An 18,384-nucleotide genomic window follows, 5' to 3' on the forward strand; every position below is an offset into this window, starting at 1 on the left:
ACCATGATATAATAAAAATATGCCGAAAAAAGTGGATCACGTAAAACAAAGAGAAAAAATTGCTGTAGCGACATGGAATGTCATTGCGAAAGGCGGGATGGAAAAAGCAACCGTTCGCAATATTGCGAGAGAAGCAGGAGTTTCCGTTGGTTCATTAAGACATTATTTTTCAACTCAAGCAGAACTGCTGTCATTTGCAATGAAATTGGTGTCGGAAAGGGTGAGTCAACGAATTAACGAAATTGATTTTTCTATGCCGCCGCTTGATGCAATGAAAAGGATGATCCGGGAGGTTTTGCCGCTTGAAGACGATACAAAGAAAGAAATGGAGGTATGGTTTGCTTTTACCCAGAAAGCTCTTTCGGAGCCGGAACTTCAGCCTTTAAGCAAAGAAGTATATCTTAAAATGCGTTATGGATTTGAACAGGTCATCAAGACTTTAGTCAAACTTGATCTTGCGCGGCCGAATATCAATGTAGAGCTGGAGGTGGACCGTCTGTATGCGCTGATCGATGGCTTGGCCATTCATGGATTAATGCATCCGGAATATTTATCTAATGAGATGATCGAATCCATTTTGGACAGTCACTTAAAATCTTTGTGCAAACAAGAGGTTTTATAATGGTTTCCGTCGAAACTAAGAATATAAATCAAACAAACTCGCATCCGCAAAAAAATGAAAGTTTATAGAGGGAGGTGGGAAAATGGTTCAGCTTTATTACACAGATCAATTCAGTTTTGCACCTATTGTTGCTCTGCAGCAATCATTGAAAGAACATGAGAAAAAACAGTCTATTGTCGAAAAAATATATGAATCCAATCTTGGGGCCCAATCAGAAAAGGACAACATAAAAGATTTGAGGAAGGAAGCGCTGGCACACGGATCTGTTCTGAAAACAATCACGTTAAAAAGGGGGAAGTCAAACGCTCTAATCGTTCCTTGGAAATCAACTAAGTTCTACGCGAAAGCAAGGGGGCGGGCAGGATTTGGGCGTTTTGACCGCCTAGGTGAAAAAATTGATGATCTAGCTTCAGAATATGTTTATTTAAAAAACTGGATTGAAGAAAATTTTTTTGGTGAACAACGAAAAGAGCGGCTCGACAAACTCGATCATTTTTTTCAACAAAGCATCCAACAGTTAGCTGATTCTTTTTCAAAATCAGTTGGCGGCTTTTTTGTGAAGCATGGTTTTCCAGACGTGAAAGAGGAGATGTATAACGATATTTTAAAAGCTTATGAACAGCGCATCGAACAATATACATCTTTTTTACGCAAGCATGAGGATTATGCCCCAATCGATAGAACGGATGGTGAACAGCTGTTAAGGGGCAACCATACTTTTAAGTTGGAGGCCCTCCACCAACAATTTTTACAGAATGAAAGCGCTTTAGAAACCGGCGATCATTATACAATATATGATTTTGAAGCGGCTGGGTCCTTTTATCAAGAAGCGGTCCGAACAGAACATGGCTATACGGCTGCAAAAAGCGAAGAACAAATCGGGATTGAACTCGGATTATTAGGGATGAAGTTGGAAGCATTGCTTCATACACCATTGTCTGAAAAAATGCGCGGCAACCTTGAGCATGTATACCATTCATATATCCAAAAAACGATTGAATCATACAACCGCTTCCAGGAGGAAAAGAGGGAAGAAGCATATGGACGGAGCAAAAGGGCTTATTCCATACTTGATTCGAAAATCATCGATGACATTATTTCAAGTATGAGAAGGCACGCAAAAGAAAAAAATATAGATCATGTCTTTTTGCATATTATACCGTCTGCTTATGTTTCATATGAACAAAAAACAAATGATGCGAATTGGAATGATCTTGTCCGTTATCATTCCTCAAAAAACGACTGGGACATGTTTTTTCAAAATGATTGGTCGGCGCATCATGCGTATTATCCATTTACTTACAATAATCTTATCAACAATTGGAACTCTTTTATAAATAAAACAGAGGGTCTATTGGATATGAAATTTGATCAAGAGGCGGTCATTTTTGAAGCGAGAATTTAATTTATGAAAAAATGGATAATCAAACATTAAATGGAAAAAAGTCCGTTCTTTGAAATCATTTACAATGTTGCGATGGATGAAAAATTCATAAATTTGAAGGGAAAATGGAGATCCACGTCAAAATCCCAGTATTTTACCTCTAGGACTTTGACGTGGATTTTTTATTTCGGGTGCAAGTGTAATAAAATGGAAAGGTCTTTGCATCATTCAAGAAAAAAGGAATAGCAGATCAACAAGAAAAATAGTTAAACGATTCATCACCGTTATGAAGACATAATGAGCAGCCGCACCGCCTAAATTTCATAGTTTGAGGAGTAAAGTAAGAATTGTTCCTCTAAAGAAAACTTGGGAAGGTTAGTCAATGTAACAAAGGATGTAAACATTGATAACCTGACGATTCGGTTCTTTTATATGTGTTAACAAACGAATTTAAGTAAATAAATTAAACAAACTTTGCGATGTGAGCAATTGACAGATGTCATGAACTGAAAGAAATGCAAAAGGAGGACACGTCGTTATTGATGACCGTTGTTCCTCCTGTCCACCTGCGGTCAAAACGAATTACATTTCACAGCTCTGATCGTTGCATAGTCCTCCGCCATCAGCTGCCAGTGGTTTGAGCGGCGAAGAAGAGTTTTCTTCATCCCATATTTTTTGAAAGCTTTTCAAAAATACTTCTGTTGGCTGCGCCCCAGAAATGGCATATTTGCGGTTGATGACGAAAAACGGCACACCTCTGACACCGAGACGTGAGGCTTCCTGTTCATCCTTTCTAACTTCCTCTTCCAAATGACCGCTTGAAAGCACTTGCTTGACTTCGTCGCCATCCAAGCCGATTTCTTCTGCGAGTTCAACTAAAACTTGATGGTCACTGATTAATTTCGATTCAGTGAAATAAGCATAAAAGAGCCGTTCGTGCATTTCTCTTCCTTTTCCTTTTTTATCCGCATATTTCGCTAATCGATGGGCATCGAACGTATTTGTTGGCTTCATTTCCTCGAAGCGAAATGTCAATCCGACGGACTCTGCCTGTTTGGCAATATCGTTATTTGCCCGCTTCGCTTCCTCAACGGAAATGCCGTATTTTTGAGCAATGATTTCATGGATGGAAAGATCGTACTGTTTTTTGGCGGTTGGATCAAGCTCAAAGCTGCGGAACACGATTTCCGCTTGCTCTTTGTGCGGAAACAGCTCAAGCGCTTTTTCCATCCGCCGCTTTCCGATATAGCAAAATGGGCAAACATAATCAGACCATATTTCAATTTTCACGTTTTCACCTTCTTTTATCAATCAATCGCACATCCATTGTATCGAATGAAAAGAAACAACTTCAACTTTTTCGACTTGACAGAAAGAAACAGGAAAACTTCATTTTTCATAAAACATTAAAATGATTGAATCTGTTTCGGACCTATGACGTTTGCGAAAAAAGCGTGAGATTTATCTGCAAGAAGATGTAAAATGTTGATCAACGGAATGGAACCGGAGCGTTTCATGTAAAACGGCCAGTGAAACATTAAAACTAACAGCGATTTTGTTAATATTACAGATGAAATCAACCTGAAGCCTTTTTATTAAAAAATTACGAAGAAAAATGAACTTTTTCCTTTCACGATTTGTATAAACAAATGAATGATGGGAAAGGAGATGCCAATTATGCCTGTAACCGGCTGGGTAATCAGTTCAATTGTAGGCGGAATCATCGGAACGATTTTCGGTGTTTCGATCGCTTCTTTAAATAAAAAGGTCGTTCGGGATCGATGGGGAAACATTGATTTTAAAAAAACCGATCTTTATTTCTATTGGACCCGTTGGGATACGATTACGGTTATATCCGCAATTTATTCATTTTGCTGCCTCACAGGACTCTTTATCTTTCTAATAAGGGGAGATAACATTAACAGTCCTGTCATTCAATTTTTCCTTCATCAATCGTTTATGTTTACTTTAATGACGTTTCTTTGGTTCATCGGAAGAATCCTGTATGTGTTCAAAGGAATTAAAGAGCGGTGGTCAGATGAATTTAACAGATGAAAAGCTGATGAAAAAATTTCAAAACGGTGATACGGAAGCTTTGAACGAGCTTTATGAACGATATCGAGCAACGCTTTTCCGCTTTATTTACCGTTGTACACGGGACGACCAGCTTAGCATGGATGTCGTTCAAGATGCATTTTTGAAGCTGCAGCAAAAAAAGCATTACTTTTCCCCTGAAAAAGGGAGGCTGAAGACATATCTTTTTCAAATTGCTTATCATACGATGATCAGCAAAATAAAAATGAGAGCAAGGTGGCACCGTCTTCTTCCGTTTTTATATAAAGAGCCTGTCACCATATCCCGTTCCGATGAAAAAATGGAGGTCGAGCGGATGCTTCAATCGCTTTCAAACGAACAGCGGGCCGTTATCGTATTGTTTTATTATCATGATCTGTCGAAAAAGGATATTGCGCGCATCTTAAACATACCTTTGGGCACGGTGAAATCAAGGCTGCATCAAGCGGTTCAAAAAATGAGGAAAGAATGGGGGATCGAATCTGATGGAAAAGGATCGTGAAATTGATAAATTATTAAAAAAATATACAGTGGAAATACCGGATTTTCCAATGAAAAAGTCAAAAATGGAGAAGCTTGCTAATTGGCTGTGTGAAAAGGCTTCATTTCCGATTCCTGAAGAACGAATCACCTTTAAAGGGATGGTATGTATTCAGGTTATTCCAATTGTTGTTTCGCTAGCTGTTTCGGTTTGGATGATTTTGTGAACCGATGGATGGGATCATCTTTGCAGGTTGATCCCTTTTTCCATGAATTGCTCGCCGTTTAACTGACACTTGAAACAGGAGCTTCTCAGTTCGATAACGAAAGCATTGAGAGTGCAACGGACAGTCCTGACTGCTGCTCGTCGAATCTGCTCTTAAGTGATGCGGATCTTTTACAGTATAAAAGCTTAGCTCACACAACATTTTTCTATGCTAAGAACATATTTTAGAGAATGGAAACTAGCGTTCAGCACGTTAGAGAAGCCTTCATTTATTGGAATGCACCTTTCACGCGTTTGAAGAAGAGGAAGTTTGCCAATTTTCATACAAATTGATTGACAGGTAGATAGTTAAATGATTTAATAGTTAAATAGTTGAACTATTTAAAATAGGGGGCAGACAATGGATCGAAAAAAAATAGATGAATTGATCGAACGGTATATTAAGGTTTCGTTCATTGTGACGAAAAGAGCGGAGGAACTTGTGAAATGTGAAATTGATCCAGATATCACAAACGAACAACACTATCTTTTGCGCTATATCCATCAAAAGGAAAGGTGCACTTCAACAGAACTAGCCAATGTTTTTCGAGTGAACAAAAGCGCGATCACAGCGATGATTAATCGGCTTGTTGAGAAAGGATTTGTTCAGCGAATTCGCGATGAAAAAGACAGGAGGGTCATTTATTTGGCTTTGACTGAAAAAGGGAGCAATTTGTTTGCAAGCACAGAAGAGAGAGTTCATAAAGTTGTAGGATCGTTCATAACAAAATTTTCGGAGGACGAGATCGAATCGTTTATTCAAACCTATGAAAAATTGGCAAACGTATTGCTTGAACTGGAGGTTGAGTCATGAGGGTAATCCTGAAAGGAAAATGGTTTGTACTCATTTTATGGCTTGTCGCTGTTATTGGTTTGCTCTTTACATCGCCAAACATGGAGGAGCTTGTGCGCGAAAAAGGGCAAATTACGGTTCCAGAAGGTTATTCCTCTTCGATCGCGAATGACATTTTAAAAGAAATTCAGGGCAAAGAGCATTCAGGAGATCTAATATCAGTCGCCCTTGTGCTGCATAATGAGGACGGGCTGACAAAGGAAGATTGGAAAGAAGCGGAACAAGCTGTAAAACAGCTTGAACAAAACAGCGAGAATTTACGGATTACAGAAATTGTTTCGCCTTTTCATCAAGAGGAGTTAAAGGATCAGCTTGTTTCAAAAGATAAAACCACCATCTTGACGTCAATACAAATGGAAAGAGACGGAAGAACGGCAAAAGAAATGACATCCGCTCTTTATAAAGTGATCGATAATATTTCATTGGAGCATTATTATACCGGCAGCTGGATCATCGATGAAGACGTTATTGTCAGCTCGCAGGAAGGAGTGAAAAAAACAGAAGGCATAACAGTCGTGTTTATTTTGATCGTCTTGCTGATCGTTTTCCGCTCGCTTATAGCGCCATTTGTGCCGCTCTTGACAGTCGGCATGACATATTTGGCATCACAGTCAATTGTCGCCTTTTTAGTTGAAATGGTGAATTTTCCATTGTCCACTTTTACGCAAACATTTTTGGTCGCCATTTTGTTCGGGATCGGTACAGATTATTGCATTTTACTGCTAAGCCGCTTTAAAGAGGAGCTTGGCAAACAAGAAAGCCGAACTGAAGCGATTATAACAACCTATCGCACGGCTGGAAAAACTGTGTTTTTCAGCGGTTTAGCCGTTATGATCGGCTTTGCGGCGATCGGATTGTCATCATTTAAGCTTTATCAATCGGCTGCGGCAGTCGCTGTCGGAGTCGCCATCCTGCTGGTAGCACTTATGACGCTTGTTCCGTTTTTCATGGCTGTGCTTGGCCCGGTGTTGTTCTGGCCAGTTAAAGGAAATCTGGAACATAAACAGAGCAAGCTATGGGACTTTGCAGGACGTTTTTCGTTCACCAGACCGCTTGTTTCTTTAATCATCGTAGGAATCATTACCCTCCCAGTGCTGCTTTCCTATGACGGCAAGCTGTCGTTTAATTCCCTTCAAGAAATCGGGGATGATTACGACTCTGTCAAGGCTTTTAATATTATTTCGAAAAGCTTCAACCCAGGCGAAGCGATGCCGACAAAAATTGTGATCAAAAATGATGACAACATGAATAGGACGGAATATTTTGCTTTAATTGAAAAAATAAGCAGAAGTATCGAAAAAGTTGAAGGTGTCGAGACGGTCCGCTCAGTAACGAGACCGACAGGCGAACAGATCGACCAATTATTTGTGACAGAACAGGCGAAAACGCTGAAAGACGGAATTGGTCAGGGAAATGAAGGGCTTGAACAAATCAGCTCCGGTTTGAATGAAGCGAGCAAAGAGCTTTCTGCATCATCTCCGAAATTAAAACAAGCTACAGACGGTATTGAAGCGCTCGTTTCCGGAACAAATGAATTAAAAGAAGGCGTAGGTAAACTTGAAAAAGGGCTTTCGCAAGTTAAACAGGGGATCGAGAGCGGATCAATAGGGGCCGGTGACATAAAGAAAGGGCTTGAGACCGTTCAAAACAATGCGAAAAAGCTGCAATCCGGCGCAGAACAGCTTTTGAAAGGATACGAAACAGCCGGAAGCAGTCTATATTCATTGCTGAAACAATATCAACAGATGGAATCACATCTCGGTCAATTGTCAACACATTTATCCGGCATGAGTGAATCTTTAAACCGCATCGAACAACGACATCAGCAGCTTCAGCAGGATGCTGAGTATCAACAGGTGAAAATGGCAGCTTCCCAGCTTAGTGAACAAGCAAAACAAATGAGAAGCGGATTTCAGCAAATTAACGGAGCGCTTCAGCGAGTGACAAATGGAATAGAGCAGGCGAACCGTTCATATTCTGAATTACTTTCAGGTCAAAAAGCGCTCGTTAATGGAATGGGAGAGCTCATCAACGGGCTTGATCAGCTGCAAAAAGGGTTGAATAAAGCAGCGGTTGGACAGCAAACCATCATTTCAAAATTGCCGGAGCTGTCTAACGGCTTAAGCCAAGTCAACAATGGACAGGAGGAATTGCTGCAAGGTTTTTCACAGCTGGATGGACAAATGAATCAGCTGATTTCAGGCCTTGACAAAAGCGTGGATGGTCTAAAACAAGTAGCCGACGGTCTCGGTTCTGCCGAAAATTACTTATCGGGTCTTTCTTCTTCAAATCAGGAAATGGCAGGCTGGTACATGCCGAAGGAAGTGCTTGAAAGCAAAGAATTTGCGGATGCGAAAGAAGCTTACTTATCGAATGACGGCAAAGTGACAACCATTGATGTTGTTTTCGAGAAAAATCCATATTCAACTTCAGCGATGGATCAGCTTACTGAGGTCAAACAAGCGGTGGAGTTTGCCGTAAAAGACACGAAGCTTGAAAATGCGAAAATTGCCTATGACGGAGTTACTAGCATTTACTCCGACTTGAACGAGATTTCAGCAAACGACTACTCCCGCACAGTTGTATTGATGCTGATAGGGATTGCTCTTATATTAATTGCATTGCTGCGCTCGTTTGTCATGCCGATTTATTTAATTTTATCGCTTATTCTAACGTATTACACATCAATGGCGGTGTCAGAAGTCATTTTCGTTCGCCTTCTTGGATACGACGGTTTGAACTGGGCAGTTCCATTTTTCTCATTTGTCATTTTAATTGCGCTTGGCATAGATTACAGCATCTTCCTTATGAACCGCTTCAACGAATACAGAGATTTGCCTGTCACAGAAGCGATGCTTTCAGCTATGCGTCATATGGGAACGGTCATTATTTCCGCCGCGGTCATTTTAGGCGGAACATTTGCGGCGATGCTTCCGTCCGGTGTGCTGTCGCTGCTCGAAATTGCCACAATTGTTTTAACAGGATTATTTTTATATGCTCTTGTTGTACTGCCGCTATTTGTACCGGTGATGGTCAAAATGTTTGGTAAAGCGAACTGGTGGCCGTTTATGAAAGAGGAATAAGCGAGAAGGGGCTGTCCAGAAAGTCAAATCGCCATTGAAAACAAAAAATCATAAACACCGATATATCAACGTTTCTAACACATTAATGGGGGCGTCAATAAGCCGTAAAAACAACTTATTAGACCCCCCTTATTTTCATTTGTGCTATGAGAGACTTCTGCTATCAATGAATTGAACGGAATTTCCGCACTTGAAAATTGTCTTCAAGTAATACCCAATTTTGCGGGAACGGATAGCCAAGTACCCAATAACTAATTCCCCGTAAACCGTAATCCTTTACCGCATCAAATTTTGCCCGGGTGCTGCGCGCGTCTTCAAACCAGACCTCATGCGTACGGCCTTGTTCATCCACATACCGATAAAACGGAGATTGAGATGTTCGATCATACTGTATCACAGCACCATGTTGAACTGCTCAACGAATCGCTTCTTGCATATCAAATGTTTCTGCTTCCTGACCTTGAACATGGGGAAGGAGCCAGTCACGAGCATATACTTGGAAGCCCATAAAAATTTTATTTCTTGGAATGACGGTTACAGCATAATCTAGCACTTGTTTGATTTGATTAAGCGGAGAGATCGCCTGAGGAGGTCCAAGCCTATAACCCCATTCGTATGTCATTAAAATAACAAAATCTGCAATTCTGCCGTGTGCGGCATAGTCGTGCGCCTCATATAATATTCCTTTTTGTTCTGCGCTCGTTTTAGGGGCGAGCGCGGTCGAAACAAAATATCCTTCTTTATGCAATCGGTCAACGGCGCGCTGTAAAAATTGATTATATAACTCACGATCGTCAGGAAATACATTTTCAAAATCAATATTTAATCCACGATAACCTTTTTCTTTCATAGTGTTTATAATGGTGGTCAATAATCGATCTTGCAGTTCCGTATTTGAAAGGATGGCATGAGCCAGCCGTGACCTGGGGTCCATGAACGTAAAATTTGTTATGCTCATCATTGGTATCACTTGTTCTGTTAAAGCAGCTTGAAGAATCGCTGTGTCGTTTATTGCATCGAGTCCGCCGTCTTCCCGGATGATGTAGGCAAATGGAGAAACGTATGTTAAAAAGCTGCCAGCTTCTCGAACTTCTTTGCCTCCTTCTTCACCTGCATGATTCGTAAATGCATTTACGTCAATGACTGGTTTTACAAAAGGAATCGTTAATCTTGTCCCCGGATAAAGAAGGTCGGGATTTTGAATTCGATTGGCTTTGGCAATTTCCTGTACGGATATACGGTAAATTTGAGAAATTTGCGATAAATTCTCTCCAGGCTTCACAGTATGGATGCGAGGCGGAATGCTTAAAATTATTCCCGGATTAATTTTTGAAGGATCACGAATATGGTTAGCCTGAACAATAGACCCGACGGCAACTCCATATTTTTGGGCAATTTGCCATAATGTTTCCCCTGCTCGGACGATATTGACGAAAAGCAATGGGAATCACAAGTGATTGGCCAATCAGTAATCGATTAGGATCGGGCAGACTGTTTGCAGCAATAATTTCAGAAAGACTGATACCGCAGCGTTCAGCTATGTTCCATAAAGTCTCTCCTCTTTGTATAATATGAATGATCATAAGTGCCTCCTTTTTTTGTTTATATATATGTTGAAAATGGTTGATCTAGAAAATGACATGAGAGAAAATAGTTTGCTGAATATAATTTTTTTAAGGTCTTTACATATAACAAGTGTAGTAAATTGTCGTTAATGGATAATAGAACGAATCATCAGACCGAATATACTTGTAAACGTTGTGCTCTTCATCAAACAAATAGATCGGTCTTCATCTCCTCCTTTACAGCATCATTTTCTGTGGGGGTGATAGAAAATTATTTAACGGGTTTGATTCTCATCTGAACGGCAGGTTTGCACTTTCAGACAACAGAAATTTATTGATAAATTCTGTTGTCTTTCATCATTTTAAGAGCTTTTACAAAAGCGCCGTTTTTTTAAGGCTCTTCTTTTTTTACAAAATGAAAATTTTAGAAAATCTTTTACAAAATGAAAATTTTAGAAAATCAACTTTTTTACTTAAGAACGTTTTTACGTAAAGGAGTTCAAGCGGGTAGAAGAGAAATTATATTTCTGGGGAGGGTTCAGGATGAAATGGATTTACATTTTTTTAGCGATACTGGGTGGGATGATGATAGGAATACAGTCGCCGATTAACGGAAGTCTAGGCAAAAAAATCGGTGCTGTTGAAGGAGCATTTGTCTCTTTTTTTGTTGGAACAATGGTTTTAGCGTTCCTTGTTTTATTTTTTGGAAAGGGCCACATTACCGATTTGTTTCAAGTTCCAAAATGGAATTTGCTTGGGGGATTTTTAGGCGCGATGTTCGTCACGTTTACCATTATTTCTGTTCCGAAGGTTGGGGTGGCCGTAACGCTCCTTGCAGGAATCATCGGTCAAATGGCCATCAGCGTCATCATTGATCATTTTGGATTATTGGGAATGCCGAAAAATCGAATAGACATAAACCGACTGATTGGGATCGGGCTAATGCTGACAGCTCTGTTCTTTCTTTACCGCGGCAGTGAATGAGATTTGTTTTTAGGGGAAAGCAGCGCATAACATAAAGTATCACCCTTAAAGAGTCAAGAACATACTTCAGCTCTGAGGAGTAAAAATTCTTCGAGATAAATTGAGCTTCTAGCCCCCATATTTTGATAAATATGCGATAATTTATCTGGATTTATCAAGATTTAAGGGGGATTTGTGAATGTTAACAAGGAAAGAAAAAAGAGAAAGAGAAAAAAACCAAAACTTTTTCTTCGACTTCGTTAAGATTCAAAATCATTTCTTTAAAGACTTGGTAGATCAACTAAAAAAAGTAAAAGATAAAAGGCATCAAAGCTACATTACCTATGGTCCAGAAACAATCCTTTACACCATTCTTCTTAAAAGTGTATTTGGAATCAAATCAATGAGAAGTATGACCGAATTGTTTAATAAGGATGAATGTATCGAAAATATTCGAGTAGTTTTGGGTTTGAAAGAGCTCAACGAGCTCCCGCATTATGATACAATTAATGACTTTTTAGCAAAGTTGGAGCCAAAAGAGCTTGAAACCATAAGGATTTATCTAATCAAAAAACTTTTTGAAAAAAGATGCTTAGAATCCCTCCGGATTCTAAATAAATATTGGCCAATTGTTTTCGATGGGACAGGTATCCATACATTTAAGGAAAAACACTGTGAACATTGTTTGAGAAGGGAATACAAGGATAAGGAAACCGGAGAAACAAAAGTGGCATATATGCACCATGTTCTAGAAGCCAAGCTTGTGGTAGGAGATATGGTTCTTAGCATCGCTACAGAATTTATAGAAAATGAGTCAGAAAATGTTCCAAAGCAGGATTGTGAGTTAAAAGCTTTTATGAGGCTAGTCGATAAATTAAAGAAAACATTTAAACGTCTTCCTATTTGTCTTATCGCAGATAGCCTTTATGCTTGTGAACCAGTATTTGAAATTTGTGATAAACACAATTGGAAATATATTTTCCGGTTCAAAGAAGATCGGATTAAAACGGTTTCTCAAGAATTCAGAGCAATCCAATCTTTAGAAACGAATGGTAAAAGCTCAGAATATTTCTGGGTCAATGATATTGCTTATAACGATCGTTTGGTAAATCTTGTGGAAAAAGTAAAAGTAACTGAGAATGAGAAAAAACAGGAGTTTCTGTTTATTACAAACTTTCGAATAACTGAAAGGAATGCAGAAATACTTGTTCAGGCAGGTCGAAGACGCTGGAAAATAGAAAATGAGGGTTTTAATAACCAGAAAAATGGTTGGTATGAAATTGAACATGTGAATTGTCATAATTACAATGCACTGAAAAATCATTACTTACTTGTTCAAATAGCTGATATCCTTGTTCAACTATATAAATATGGGTCAAAACTTTTGAAGCAGCTGAAAAAGTCAGCAAAAGAAATATCCTCGAAGCTGTTAGAAGCGATCCGAACCCGCATTATAACAGTCGAGGATTTGAAAAAATGTAAAAAAATACAGGTTAGGTTTACATATACCTAACAATTCTATTATAGCAGAAGGGTGTGATGAATAGGGAGTAAAAAAGCAAGTTATCCACAACTTTATAGAAAAATCGCATTAATAGGACTAGTTTTTAAAAATTTTAGAAGGAAAGTAACTGGAAAATTTTACCAACTGTGGATAATTTGAAAATCCCTATTTTGACGAAAAACTTTGAAATATACTCTTCATAGCTGAACATACTTACATGTTCTTGACTCTTTATGTTTGATTGGTTATAATGAATTAACCATCTAGTTCGTTTTATCATGGATCCATTATAAGTCGTACCTCATGTTGAAATGCAGGCGATCTTATATGGTCTGCATTCTCATGAGTGTACGGCTTTTTTTCTTATGAAAAACAAACAATGAATGGTAAAATCTTTTTTTTGGAGGAAAAAGCATGAACACAGGTAAGGTAAAATGGTTTAACAGTGAAAAAGGGTTTGGATTTATTGAAGTCGATGGTGGAGACGATGTGTTTGTTCATTTTTCGGCGATTCAAGGCGATGGTTTTAAAACGTTAGAAGAAGGGCAAACTGTTGAATTTGAAATTGTCGAAGGCCAACGCGGACCTCAAGCGGCAAACGTACAAAAAAACTAATCCTTTCAAAGTGGCGCCTTATTTAGGTGCCGCTTTTTTTAGAAATTTATAAACATCTCGACTTGAGGATTACTGTTCGATAAAGCAGCATGTGTATAAACATTCTTGATTTTTAAATATATTGGGGAGGTCGAAAGAGGGGAGACCATTTTCGAATATATGTGGTTGACTGTTTTTTAGCTTTTTAGAAATGCAGGGGAACAAATAGTACATAGCGTTTTAATTCGCGTGTAGTTAATGAATGAGAAGGAGCTGTCCAGAAAGTGGCGCCCATTAAAATCATAAACATCGATATGAACGTTTCTAAATATTAAAGGGGTTTGTCTATAAGCCGTAAAAATGACTTATTTGACAAATCCCTTTTAAAATTTGAAACAAACTGCATATCATTCCAGATTCGTCGTGACACCGTTTTTTAAATAGAAACAAGCTAACTTTTTGTCGTAAACGCAGCATTCGGAAGCTTTTTTATTTATTGCTGTTCTTCCAACACCTGTTTTAACAAATCGCCTAAACTTGTGCCAAAAGAATCGTTTTTCGGGCTGTATTTTTGAATTAAAGCCCGATCTTTGCGGTTATTGACTGCCGTTTTCTTTTCTTCCGCTTTTTCAACCACATTGCAGCGGCGGCATTGGAAGTAAACACCGGCTTTGCCGTTATGGATTTCCATTCGTTTTTTGCATTGTGGACAGCGCCGGTTGGACAGCTTCGGATCTTTTCGTTTGCTATAGCGGCATTCCATGTTCGAACATACTAATAAACGTCCTTCTTTTGTAGAACGTATTTTTAAAAAGGAGCCGCATTCCGGGCACATGGAGCCGGTTAAATTGTGTGCTTTGTAGCTTCGGTCGCTATTTTTTATTTCATTAACGAGCCGTTTCGTTTGCTTGCGAATGTTGTTTAGGAAAAATTCAGGATTTCCTTTTCCCCGTGCGATCGCTTCAAGCTCTTTTTCCCAGCGCGCTGTCAGTTCAGGTGATTTTAGTTCATCATTGACAAGTTCAATCAGTTGTTTACCTTTTTTCGTTGGGTAGAACCTTCCGTTTTTTCGCTCAACCGCTTCTGTTTCGATAAGTCTTTCAATAATATCCGCCCTAGTTGCAGGAGTGCCGAGCCCGAAATTTTCCATCTGCGTAAGAATGTCCGCCTCTGAATAGCGAAGAGGAGGTTCTTCAAATTTTTCTTCTATTTCTACTTGATGAACAGCAAAAGATTGTCCTTTAACTAAAGCAGGGATGTTTCTGTTTTCCGGCTCATCCTGCTGCTTCCCTAAAACGGTTTTAAATCCATTATTCAATACAATTGTCTCTTTTGCAGTGAGTGTTTCTCCGTTCACATCAAAAACCGCATGGACGGTTTCATATTCGTAAGCAGGATAAAACAGCGCCAAAAACCGTCGGGCAATCAAATCATACAGCTTCCTTTCATCAGTGGAAAGCTGGCTCATATTTAGCGGTTCCTCCGTCGGGATAATGGCATGATGATCAGTCACTTTTTCATTATTGAACACCCGTTTTAATAAAATTTTTCCTTTGTTGGAAAGGAGAGGACGGATTTCGTCTTTATAGCCGGGAGCCATTGCCTGTAGTCTATCAAACATTGTCGATTCCATATCCGCAGTTAAATAACGGGAGTCTGTCCGCGGGTATGTGACAAGCTTATAATGCTCATAAAGCTTTTGCAGTATCGTTAACGTTTCCTTCGCGGAAAAGCCGAAACGCTTGTTGGCATCCCGCTGCAGCTCGGTTAGGTCGTATGGCAGCGGCTGATGTTCTTTCTTTTGCTTGCGCTCCACTTTGATGACTGTACTTTTTTTACCATTCAGGTTTGCCAATAGATGTTCAGCCGTTTCTTTGGAAAAAATTCTTTTTTCGCCGTTTCGCTCCCAGATGGTATGAATGGAACCGATTTTTGCATGAATCGTCCAATACGGCTTCGGTACAAATTTTTGAATTTCTGTTTCCCTTTTCATGATCATGGCAAGGGTTGGGGTCTGTACGCGCCCTGCCGAAAGCGGGTCATTATATTTCGTCGTCAAAGCTCTTGTCACATTTAAGCCGATGAGCCAATCTGCCTCTGCACGGCAAACAGCAGACTGATATAATGCTTCAAATTGTTTCCCAGGTTTTAAATGCTTGAAACCGTCACGAATGGCTTTATCGGTCTGAGATGAAATCCATAGGCGCAAAATCGGCTTTTTCCAGTTCAGCTTTTTTAAAATCCATCTTGCAACGAGTTCGCCTTCACGTCCGGCGTCTGTTGCGATAATGCAATCTTTAATGTCCGTTCGTTTCGCCAACAGTTCTATGCCTTTATAATGCCGGCTCGTTTGTCTAATTACTTTTAACCCCATTTTTTCCGGGATAATTGGCAAATCTTCCAGCCGCCATGTTTTATATTTTGGATCGTAATGTTCAGGCATCTTCAATTCAATTAAATGACCGAGCGCCCACGTTACGATATACTTGCTTCCTTCAAAGTGAAATTTATGCTCTTTTTTGCAGCCAAGCACACGGGCTATCTCACGTGCAACGCTCGGCTTTTCAGCTAAAACGAGAGATTTCATATAATGCTCCTTTCTTTCAATCAACAACGTTTTAAGTATAACGGAAAGGAGGGAGGTTTGCATTAGTTGAATGAAAAAGCATAATATGTTTCAGTTTTATATCTCTTAAGGCAATGAATTCTTGTAAAGGTTGTACTATGGGATGATTGACTGTTCACATACAGAGGATGCATGTTCAAATTTAGTTCTTTCGTATTACCTCAAGAAATCAATCACACTCCATTTAGGAACATGTTCGTTTCTTAAAATCAGCAGAGACAAGGAGAAAGCTGGCAATTTTGAAAATTAACAAAAATAAAAGACGAAATATTTTAAAATCTGTTACAATATAGGTAAAAAGGGGTGGATTTGTGGAAGCTTGGCAATTTGATAAAAAAGGTATATATGGTTTCCGCCGCTCACTAACACTTTTTCCTGACCCTGTAGCCCACGCAATCTGTGATAGGGAACTTCCGGCAAGATATTTTATGTTAACTTGAGAGGGGGGATATATATCATACATACCTATTGAGCAGAATAATTTCTTGATCGCAAGGACTTAAGACGGTGCAGTCAGGAAAAATTAAACCGGAACAGTTAGTCACTCATCGTTTTTCGCTGGACCAGATTTTGCAGGCATACGAAGTATTTCCAATGCGGCTAAAGAAAAAGCGATGAAAGTCATTTTATAGCATTGCCGTCATTTTAAGTTATGAGTGTTAGTGATCTGTGCGTTTTGCGAATCCTCATGGAACATAGAATAAATCATAATAGTCTAGAGCCTGATATTGATTTCAAGATTATCATCTGTTTGGGAGGCTCGTTTTTACTATTGGTTTTAAACACTCAAGACTTTTCAGTCCCGAATGCTTTCACTTGATTAATGAAAAGATTAGGTTAATAATTGAGGTGCAAAACTTGCATTTCATTATTTTCTGTTTATTCTGTCATTCATAAGCTTTTTGATTCAATTGAAGGGGGAATGTTATGAAAATCGCTGTTGCTGGAGCTGGCGCGGTCGGCGGCTATTTTGGAGCTTTATTAAAGAAAGCCGGACATAATGTTGTTTTCCTTGCAAGGGGCAAGCATTTAGAGGCAATGAAAAAATCAGGTTTAGTGGTTAAAACGAATGATCAACTCCTCACAATAGACGGTGTTTTTACAGATAAAATAGAGGATTTTGCTGATTGTGAGCTGATACTGTTTTGTGTGAAATCAACCGACACGGAAAGTACAGCAGAACAGATTGCCTCTTTGCGGAATGATCGCGCAGTTGTTTTGACGCTGCAAAATGGAGTCGACAATGAAGAAAAGCTCGCTCAAATTTTAGGTGGAAAAAGGCTCTTGTCAGCTGCAACCTATCTGTCGTCACATGTGGAAGAACCTGGGGTCATAAAGCATAGCGGAAGAGCAAAACTAGTGATCGGTGCTCTGGATGAATCACTCATTTCGTTCCGCGATAAAGTGGCAGATCTTTTTCGTCAAGCTGAAATTTTTGTAAAAACAACAGATGATATCATGCTGGATAAGTGGAAAAAGCTGTTGTGGAATGCAACCTTCAATCCACTTGCTGCTTTATCCAAAGCGACTGTCGGTGAAATTATGGAGCATAAAGAATTGAGGAAAACAGCTGAAAATGCTTGCCGAGAAGTGATGAGAGTAGCCAATAAAATCGGGATTCCATTAGATGAAGAAATGTTTTATCGCACTTTTGCCAATTCAGGAGCAGCTCTGAAGCATAAGCCGTCCATGCTGCAAGATCGATTGAAAGGAAAAAGGATGGAAATCGAATCATTGTGCGGGTTTATCGTGAAAAAGGGGCGGCAGATTGGTGTTGAAACGCCTGTTCTTCAAACGTTGTACAGCAATTTGCTTTTTCTTGAAACACATCGATGATCCGATGGACAATTCCTATACACATGAAGGATTCAATTCCATTCATACATAAATATCGATCGATTGATAAAAACAGAAAAATAAGACATAAAAGAAAGGACGATTTAGCATGAAAACCATTCCAGATACAGAAATTTATGTAAGGTATTGCGAAACGGATGCGTCAGGCCATGTTAACAATACAAGCTATTATTTGTATATGGAGGAAGCTCGGACTAAATTTTTACAACACATGTCAAAACAAGTAGGGAACCAAGACTGGAAATTTATTTTAGCATCCACAAAATGCGATTACCTTGCCCAAGCGTATGCCTATGATACATTAACGGTAACTTCAAAAATTACGCGGATTGGAACGAAAAGCTTTTCGATGGAGCATGAAATAAAAAATGCAGAAACGGGGAAATTGATCGCAAAAGGGGAAGCAGTTATCGTTCATTACAATTTTAAGTTGCAGCGTTCTGAGCCTTTAACTCCTGAAATGCGTTCGATCCTTGAACAATACTTAGTAGCTGTTTAATGAGCAAGGCAATTTT

The 18,384-nt window shown here is 39.3% G+C and carries 14 protein-coding genes and 2 pseudogenes; 13 read left to right on the forward strand and 3 right to left on the reverse strand.

The window, feature by feature from the left end; translation table 11 throughout:
- Nucleotides 1-19: 19 nt before the first annotated feature.
- Entirely contained in the window at nt 20-622 is a 603-nt protein-coding gene (locus NSQ44_RS08630; protein WP_063389544.1) for a TetR/AcrR family transcriptional regulator, read from the forward strand.
- A gap of 82 nt (nt 623-704) precedes the next feature.
- A complete protein-coding gene (locus NSQ44_RS08635) occupies nt 705-2,027 on the forward strand; it encodes a hypothetical protein (RefSeq protein WP_340856537.1) in 1,323 nt (440 codons plus the stop codon).
- A 561-nt stretch (nt 2,028-2,588) separates the two neighbouring features.
- Here the strand turns inward: NSQ44_RS08635 and NSQ44_RS08640 are convergent.
- The gene (locus tag NSQ44_RS08640) at nt 2,589-3,296 is read right to left on the reverse strand and encodes a DsbA family oxidoreductase (protein ID WP_340856540.1); all 708 of its coding nucleotides are present in this window, start codon (nt 3,294-3,296) and stop codon (nt 2,589-2,591) included.
- A 387-nt stretch (nt 3,297-3,683) separates the two neighbouring features.
- Between NSQ44_RS08640 and NSQ44_RS08645 the strand changes: the two genes are divergently transcribed.
- The 5 genes from NSQ44_RS08645 (at nt 3,684) to NSQ44_RS08665 (ending at nt 8,760) form a co-directional block, all read left to right on the forward strand.
- Entirely contained in the window at nt 3,684-4,061 is a 378-nt protein-coding gene (locus tag NSQ44_RS08645) for a hypothetical protein (RefSeq protein WP_063389541.1), read from the forward strand.
- Nucleotides 4,045-4,581, forward strand: a complete 537-nt coding sequence (locus NSQ44_RS08650) for an RNA polymerase sigma factor (protein WP_340856542.1) — start codon at nt 4,045-4,047, stop codon at nt 4,579-4,581. Before NSQ44_RS08645 ends, NSQ44_RS08650 begins: the two co-directional genes overlap by 17 nt.
- Nucleotides 4,565-4,786, forward strand: a complete 222-nt coding sequence (locus tag NSQ44_RS08655; RefSeq protein WP_340856544.1) for a hypothetical protein — start codon at nt 4,565-4,567, stop codon at nt 4,784-4,786. Before NSQ44_RS08650 ends, NSQ44_RS08655 begins: the two co-directional genes overlap by 17 nt.
- A 399-nt stretch (nt 4,787-5,185) precedes the next feature.
- Complete coding sequence (locus NSQ44_RS08660) at nt 5,186-5,638, forward strand: MarR family winged helix-turn-helix transcriptional regulator (RefSeq protein WP_063389539.1); 453 nt, start codon at nt 5,186-5,188, stop codon at nt 5,636-5,638.
- A complete protein-coding gene (locus tag NSQ44_RS08665) occupies nt 5,635-8,760 on the forward strand; it encodes an MMPL family transporter (protein WP_340856547.1) in 3,126 nt (1,041 codons plus the stop codon). Before NSQ44_RS08660 ends, NSQ44_RS08665 begins: the two co-directional genes overlap by 4 nt.
- Before the next feature lie 163 nt (nt 8,761-8,923).
- On the opposite strand, the pseudogene NSQ44_RS08670 reads toward NSQ44_RS08665, so the two are convergent.
- Nucleotides 8,924-10,343 (reverse strand): annotated as a pseudogene (locus NSQ44_RS08670) (LysM peptidoglycan-binding domain-containing protein).
- Nucleotides 10,344-10,868: 525 nt separating this feature from the next.
- Here NSQ44_RS08670 and NSQ44_RS08675 point away from each other — a divergent pair.
- The 3 genes from NSQ44_RS08675 to cspD all read left to right on the forward strand — a co-directional run bounded on the left by NSQ44_RS08675 (nt 10,869) and on the right by cspD (nt 13,407).
- A complete protein-coding gene (locus NSQ44_RS08675) occupies nt 10,869-11,309 on the forward strand; it encodes a DMT family transporter (protein WP_340856550.1) in 441 nt (146 codons plus the stop codon).
- 178 nt (nt 11,310-11,487) lie between these two features.
- Nucleotides 11,488-12,801, forward strand: a complete 1,314-nt coding sequence (locus NSQ44_RS08680; RefSeq protein WP_044897475.1) for a transposase family protein — start codon at nt 11,488-11,490, stop codon at nt 12,799-12,801.
- Nucleotides 12,802-13,206: 405 nt separating this feature from the next.
- On the forward strand, nt 13,207-13,407 hold the full coding sequence (gene cspD, locus NSQ44_RS08685) for a cold-shock protein CspD (protein ID WP_340856553.1): 201 nt from the start codon (nt 13,207-13,209) through the stop codon (nt 13,405-13,407).
- A 472-nt stretch (nt 13,408-13,879) separates the two neighbouring features.
- On the opposite strand, the gene NSQ44_RS08690 is transcribed toward cspD, so the two are convergent.
- Complete coding sequence (locus NSQ44_RS08690) at nt 13,880-15,973, reverse strand: DNA topoisomerase III (protein WP_340856554.1); 2,094 nt, start codon at nt 15,971-15,973, stop codon at nt 13,880-13,882.
- Between the two features lie 537 nt (nt 15,974-16,510).
- Between NSQ44_RS08690 and NSQ44_RS19015 the strand changes: the two are divergent.
- From NSQ44_RS19015 to NSQ44_RS08700, 3 genes and pseudogenes are all read left to right on the forward strand, one after another.
- Nucleotides 16,511-16,644, forward strand: a pseudogene (locus NSQ44_RS19015) (alcohol dehydrogenase); the annotation flags it as partial.
- Nucleotides 16,645-16,939: 295 nt separating this feature from the next.
- Entirely contained in the window at nt 16,940-17,848 is a 909-nt protein-coding gene (locus NSQ44_RS08695) for a ketopantoate reductase family protein (protein WP_340856555.1), read from the forward strand.
- Nucleotides 17,849-17,957: 109 nt separating this feature from the next.
- Entirely contained in the window at nt 17,958-18,368 is a 411-nt protein-coding gene (locus tag NSQ44_RS08700; RefSeq protein ID WP_340856557.1) for an acyl-CoA thioesterase, read from the forward strand.
- Nucleotides 18,369-18,384: the final 16 nt, after the last annotated feature.

This window comes from Aeribacillus sp. FSL M8-0254, from assembly GCF_038008845.1.
Classification (GTDB): Bacteria; Bacillota; Bacilli; order Bacillales; family Aeribacillaceae; genus Aeribacillus; species Aeribacillus composti.

What these genes read in the sequence shown, in the direction of transcription:
- NSQ44_RS08645 (WP_063389541.1), top strand. Translation starts at nt 3,684, where the DNA reads ATGCCTGTAACCGGCTGGGTAATCAGTTCAATTGTAGGCGGAATCATC.
- NSQ44_RS08630 (WP_063389544.1), top strand. Translation starts at nt 20, where the DNA reads ATGCCGAAAAAAGTGGATCACGTAAAACAAAGAGAAAAAATTGCTGTA.
- NSQ44_RS08665 (WP_340856547.1), top strand. Translation starts at nt 5,635, where the DNA reads ATGAGGGTAATCCTGAAAGGAAAATGGTTTGTACTCATTTTATGGCTT.
- NSQ44_RS08675 (WP_340856550.1), top strand. Translation starts at nt 10,869, where the DNA reads ATGAAATGGATTTACATTTTTTTAGCGATACTGGGTGGGATGATGATA.
- NSQ44_RS08700 (WP_340856557.1), top strand. Translation starts at nt 17,958, where the DNA reads ATGAAAACCATTCCAGATACAGAAATTTATGTAAGGTATTGCGAAACG.
- NSQ44_RS08695 (WP_340856555.1), top strand. Translation starts at nt 16,940, where the DNA reads ATGAAAATCGCTGTTGCTGGAGCTGGCGCGGTCGGCGGCTATTTTGGA.
- NSQ44_RS08660 (WP_063389539.1), top strand. Translation starts at nt 5,186, where the DNA reads ATGGATCGAAAAAAAATAGATGAATTGATCGAACGGTATATTAAGGTT.
- NSQ44_RS08635 (WP_340856537.1), top strand. Translation starts at nt 705, where the DNA reads ATGGTTCAGCTTTATTACACAGATCAATTCAGTTTTGCACCTATTGTT.
- NSQ44_RS08655 (WP_340856544.1), top strand. Translation starts at nt 4,565, where the DNA reads ATGGAAAAGGATCGTGAAATTGATAAATTATTAAAAAAATATACAGTG.
- cspD (WP_340856553.1), top strand. Translation starts at nt 13,207, where the DNA reads ATGAACACAGGTAAGGTAAAATGGTTTAACAGTGAAAAAGGGTTTGGA.
- NSQ44_RS08680 (WP_044897475.1), top strand. Translation starts at nt 11,488, where the DNA reads ATGTTAACAAGGAAAGAAAAAAGAGAAAGAGAAAAAAACCAAAACTTT.
- NSQ44_RS08650 (WP_340856542.1), top strand. Translation starts at nt 4,045, where the DNA reads ATGAATTTAACAGATGAAAAGCTGATGAAAAAATTTCAAAACGGTGAT.
- NSQ44_RS08690 (WP_340856554.1), bottom strand. Translation starts at nt 15,973, where the DNA reads ATGAAATCTCTCGTTTTAGCTGAAAAGCCGAGCGTTGCACGTGAGATA.